Below are 4689 nucleotides of genomic sequence, written 5' to 3' on the forward strand. Positions count from 1 at the left end.
GGCGATGTGGCTCGTATCCAGATAGGGCCGGAGATGCGTCGTGGCATTGCCGAGTTAAATGGTGAGGGTGAGGTCGCCGGTGGCGTGATTATCATGCGCTCGGGGAGTAATGCACTCAGTACCATTGCGGCAGTGAAGGCGAAGCTGAAAAGCTTGCAAGCCAGTTTGCCGGCGGGTGTTGAAGTGGTTCCGGTTTATGACCGTTCTCAGCTGATCAAGAGTGCGGTGAGTAATCTAACGACAAAACTACTTGAAGAGTTTCTTGTTGTAGCCTTGGTCTGCGCGCTATTTCTCTTTCATTTTAGATCGGCCTTGGTTGCCATTATTTCGCTGCCGATAGGCATCTTAACGGCATTTATTATCATGCGCATGCAGGGTATCGACGCCAATATCATGTCGCTAGGCGGTATCGCGATTGCCATTGGCGCAATGGTCGATGCTGCCATTGTCATGGTGGAAAATGCGCATAAGCATCTCGAGGCTTGGCGACATGAGCATGATGGGGCAGAGCCAGATAGTGCTTCGCGATGGCAGCTGATCACAGAGTCTGCTGTGGAGGTGGGACCAGCCTTATTTTTCTCATTGCTGATTATCACCTTGTCATTTGTGCCGGTGTTTTCCTTGCAAGCTCAAGAGGGGCGGTTGTTTGCGCCGCTAGCATTCACGAAAACTTACGCAATGGCAGCCTCAGCTGGCTTGGCGATTACCTTAATTCCTGTGCTGATGGGCTATTTATTGCGAGGGCGTATTCCCAACGAACGTGATAATCCAATCAATAGAGGCTTAATTCGAGTCTACGAGCCTGTCTTGAATACGGTGCTTAAACACCCAATGGCAACGCTTGGGATAACCGCATTGGTGGTCATGCTAAGCCTGTGGCCGCTATCACGGTTAGGTGGTGAGTTTATGCCGCCATTGGATGAGGGCGACTTGCTCTATATGCCATCGGCATTGCCCGGCTTATCGGTTGCCAAGGCTTCGCAGTTACTTCAGCAAACGGACCGACTTATTAAAACCGTGCCAGAGGTGGAGAGTGTTTTTGGCAAAGCAGGGCGCGCGGATACCGCAACGGATCCCGCGCCTATTACGATGTTTGAAACCACCATACGCTTTAAGCCTAGAGAACAATGGCGTGCGGGCATGACGTCAGACAAGCTGGTTGAGGAGCTAGATCGGGTGGTGCGAGTGCCGGGTTTATCTAATATCTGGGTGCCGCCCATTCGCAACCGAATTGATATGTTGGCGACGGGCATCAAAAGCCCGGTTGGCGTCAAAGTATCTGGCGCTAGCATGACTGAGATCGATCATTTGACTGCCGAAATTGAGCGCGTGCTAAAGCCAGTGCCTGGTGTGAGTTCGGTTTTGGCAGAGCGTTTAACCGGGGCGCGATATATCGATGTGGATATTCGGCGCGCCGCTGCTGCTCGCTATGGCATGTCCATTGCCGATGTTCAAAGCATCGTGAGCTCAGCCATTGGCGGTGCAAATATCGGTGAAACCGTTGAGGGCCTGCAGCGCTTCCCCATTAACGTGCGCTACCCGCGCGAAAATAGAGATTCGCTGGCCTCTTTAGAGAATCTGCCCATTGTCACGGCGACCGGCGCTCAGATTCGTCTAGCCGATGTGGCGTCGTTACGCATTGTCGACGGGCCTCCAATGTTGCGCAGTGAGAATGCACGGCTATCTGGCTGGGTCTATGTCGATGTGCGCGGCCGTGATTTACGCTCTGCCGTTAACGATATGCAAAAAGCCGTTGCCGCCTCTATTAAACTGCCTCCGGCCTACGCGATCTCGTGGTCGGGGCAGTTTGAGTTTTTAGAGCGAGCAACTGCGCGTCTGATGTGGGTTGTGCCGGGCACGCTGATGATTATTTTTATCTTGCTATACATGACCTTTCGACGCTTTGATGAAGCCTTGTTGATCATGCTCACCATGCCCTGTGCATTAGCTGGTGGTGTTTGGCTTTTGTGGCTTTTGGGACATCATCTATCGGTGGCTAGTGGCGTTGGCTTCATTGCTTTAGCGGGCGTCGCAGCGGAGTTTGGTGTCATCATGCTGCTGTATTTGAAGCAAGCGTGGCAGCGTCGTGTCTCGCAAGGTCTTTGTTCGCAAGCTGATTTATTGGATGCAATTCATGAGGGCGCCTTATTGCGTGTGCGCCCCAAAGCCATGACAGTTGCAGTGATTATTGCCGGCTTGCTGCCCATTATGTGGGGTAGTGCCGCTGGCTCGGAGGTCATGCAACGGATTGCCGCGCCCATGATTGGTGGCATGTTAACAGCGCCATTATTATCGATGCTGGTGGTGCCGGTGGCTTTCTACTTCATGCGCCGCGGCGAGGTCCGTATCAAATAGATCGATTATTGCTGAGTTTGTAATTTAACTTGTCAGTACTGTGCTGCAGCATAAACTAAGCTATATTTTTTAGCGTAAAGTGAGGCAAAGAGTAGTATATGAGAAATAAAATAATTCTTTTTGATATAAACGAGACAGTTCTAAACCTTAAGTCTTTGCAACCAAAATTCAATGATGCTTTCGGTAGTGAAGAAGCTTTATCACTATGGTTTTCGAAATTACTACATACTTCAGCGGTTTGCGTTATTACAAATGTTAAAACAAACTTTTCTAAACTCGCAGATTCCATGCTTGAATCAACTGCGGAAAATTACGATTTACAGCTATCTGAGTTAAAGCGTAATGAGCTTTTAAGTGCATTTTCTAGTTTACAACCACATTCAGATATTAAGGATGCGCTAAGTAAGCTACGCTCAAATGGGTTTAAAGTAGTAGCTTTTTCTAACTCATCATTGAGCCTTATTTCTGCCCAAATAAAAAATGCTGGGCTAACAAGTTTTTTCGATGAAATTATATCTGTCGAAGAAACAGGAAGTTTTAAACCAGATCCAAATGTGTACAAATTTGCGGCTAATGTCTTAGGCGAGTCTGTAGAAAATCTTTGTCTTGTTGCGACTCATGATTGGGATACGCATGGTGCTTTATCTGTTGGTCTAAATGCTGCCTACATAAATCGTACCGATACTCCTTACCATCCTTTCTATTTAAAGCCAGACATTCAATCAAATACTATGGATGGCATAGTTGATCAAATTGTAGAAGCGTATCTATAAAAATATGGTACTGACAAGTTAACTCGCCGGTTGAGATAATTTCCCCATGAGTACCGCGAAGAGGTTTGGGTCAGGCCTTGATATTTTCCGCTCCGATTGGTAATTCGGGCAAAAAACAAGACCGGACCCTTTGCCCGCTGAGTAAGGTGCCTCTGTATTTCCTATAGCTTAATCAGGAATTTCTCGCCCGTTGCCTGCTTGGCGTACTTAGCAATATTGTCCAGATGCAAGGCTTCTGCCAATGACACCTCATGGGTGTAGTGACTGGCGAAGGTAGTGGTAATTTCTTCAGCAATACGCTTACGCATGGCAATATTGGTTTGCGCACCCAATTTCCCCAGCACGTTGAAAAGCAGGAAGCCGTTAACACCCCATGCAAAGCCAAAGCTGCGATTCAGGGTGATAGGGCCGCGATCCAATGCGCCATAGATATAAACCTGCTTGTACACATCAGTGCCATATACGCTGTACTCGGTCATATTGCGCGAGGCAGCAGCTTCCATGCAGGTAAGAATATCGCTAGCCAATTTGCCGCCACCAATGGGGTCGAAGGCGATAGTGGCGCCGGTGGCAATGAGCGCTGCGGTCAGGTCGGCGTAGAAACTGTCATTGCTGGAATTGACGATGTATTTGGCACCCATGTCACGCAGCAGGGTTTCCTGTTCTGGCTTGCGCACAATGTTGACCAAATCGATGCCGTCGGCGATACAGATGCGATTGAGCATCTGCCCAAGGTTGGATGCCGCCGCTGCATGCACGATGGCCTTATGGCCTTCGGCACGCATGGTCTCAACCATGGCCAGTGCAGTCAGTGGATTAACGAAGCTGGAGGCTGCTTCAGTGGCGCTAGTGCCCGGCGCCATTTCCAAACAACTTCGAACATCGGCACATAAATATTTACGGTAGGTTCCGCCACCAATGACCGCAACAGTTTTCCCCATCAGGCTTTTTGCGGCGGCTGATGAGCCGGTAGCAATGACCTTGCCAGCGCCTTCGTTGCCTACGGGTAAAGACTTGCCAACCCGGGCCTTAAGAGCGCTCATAAATTTGGCGGGTACTTCGGCCCTGATGACAGGGCGATCTGCGCTGCCGGATTGGATGGCAGTAGTCATGTCGGCCAGACCAAACATCACACCCAAGTCAGATGGGTTGAGAGGGCAAGCCTGCATCTGGATCACGACCTGATTTTCGCCGGGCTGGGGGATCTCTATTTCGCGAAGAGCAAGTTCCAGTTTGTTGTCGTCGGTGATCGTTGATGTGAGTTGTAGGTTTGTGTCCGTCATGTTTTTTGACTCCTGGGAAAAGTTAAGCAGGGAAACTCTGATTGAATCCCACCTACGGAGTATTTAGTTAAATATCCGGTGCAGGCGAGCTAAATATTTAATTATTTTCGCCTTCAATCTCCGTCGTCTCGGGGGTGACCGGGTTGCTCTCCAGTTTGGCCAGTCTTTCCTCCTCATGTTCTGACTCCCTGAGCACCATGATCAGTATTGACAAGTTAACAGTTCGCTATCGCATAGATCGGGTGGCTGCCGATGAGAAGATTTAGGGTAGGTAGTGT

Annotated in this window: 3 protein-coding genes; 2 read left to right on the forward strand and 1 reads right to left on the reverse strand. The window is 49.4% G+C overall.

The annotated features are described in order from the left end of the window. The coding region (locus tag AC3DKE_RS09480) for an efflux RND transporter permease subunit (protein WP_487990531.1) at positions 1-2355 on the forward strand (2355 nt) is incomplete at its 5' end. A 98-nt stretch (positions 2356-2453) separates the two neighbouring features. After that, on the forward strand, positions 2454-3128 hold the full coding sequence (locus AC3DKE_RS09485; protein ID WP_487990532.1) for a haloacid dehalogenase type II: 675 nt from the start codon (positions 2454-2456) through the stop codon (positions 3126-3128). A 161-nt stretch (positions 3129-3289) separates the two neighbouring features. Here AC3DKE_RS09485 and AC3DKE_RS09490 read toward each other — a convergent pair whose 3' ends face one another. Then, complete coding sequence (locus AC3DKE_RS09490; RefSeq protein WP_487990533.1) at positions 3290-4411, reverse strand: zinc-binding dehydrogenase; 1122 nt, start codon at positions 4409-4411, stop codon at positions 3290-3292. Positions 4412-4689 lie beyond the last annotated feature (278 nt).

It is taken from the genome of Paraperlucidibaca sp. (assembly GCF_982810325.1).

Bases quoted from the DNA above. Each gene is read 5' to 3' on its own strand.
- AC3DKE_RS09490 (WP_487990533.1), bottom strand. From the start codon at position 4,411: ATGACGGACACAAACCTACAACTCACATCAACGATCACCGACGACAAC.
- AC3DKE_RS09485 (WP_487990532.1), top strand. From the start codon at position 2,454: ATGAGAAATAAAATAATTCTTTTTGATATAAACGAGACAGTTCTAAAC.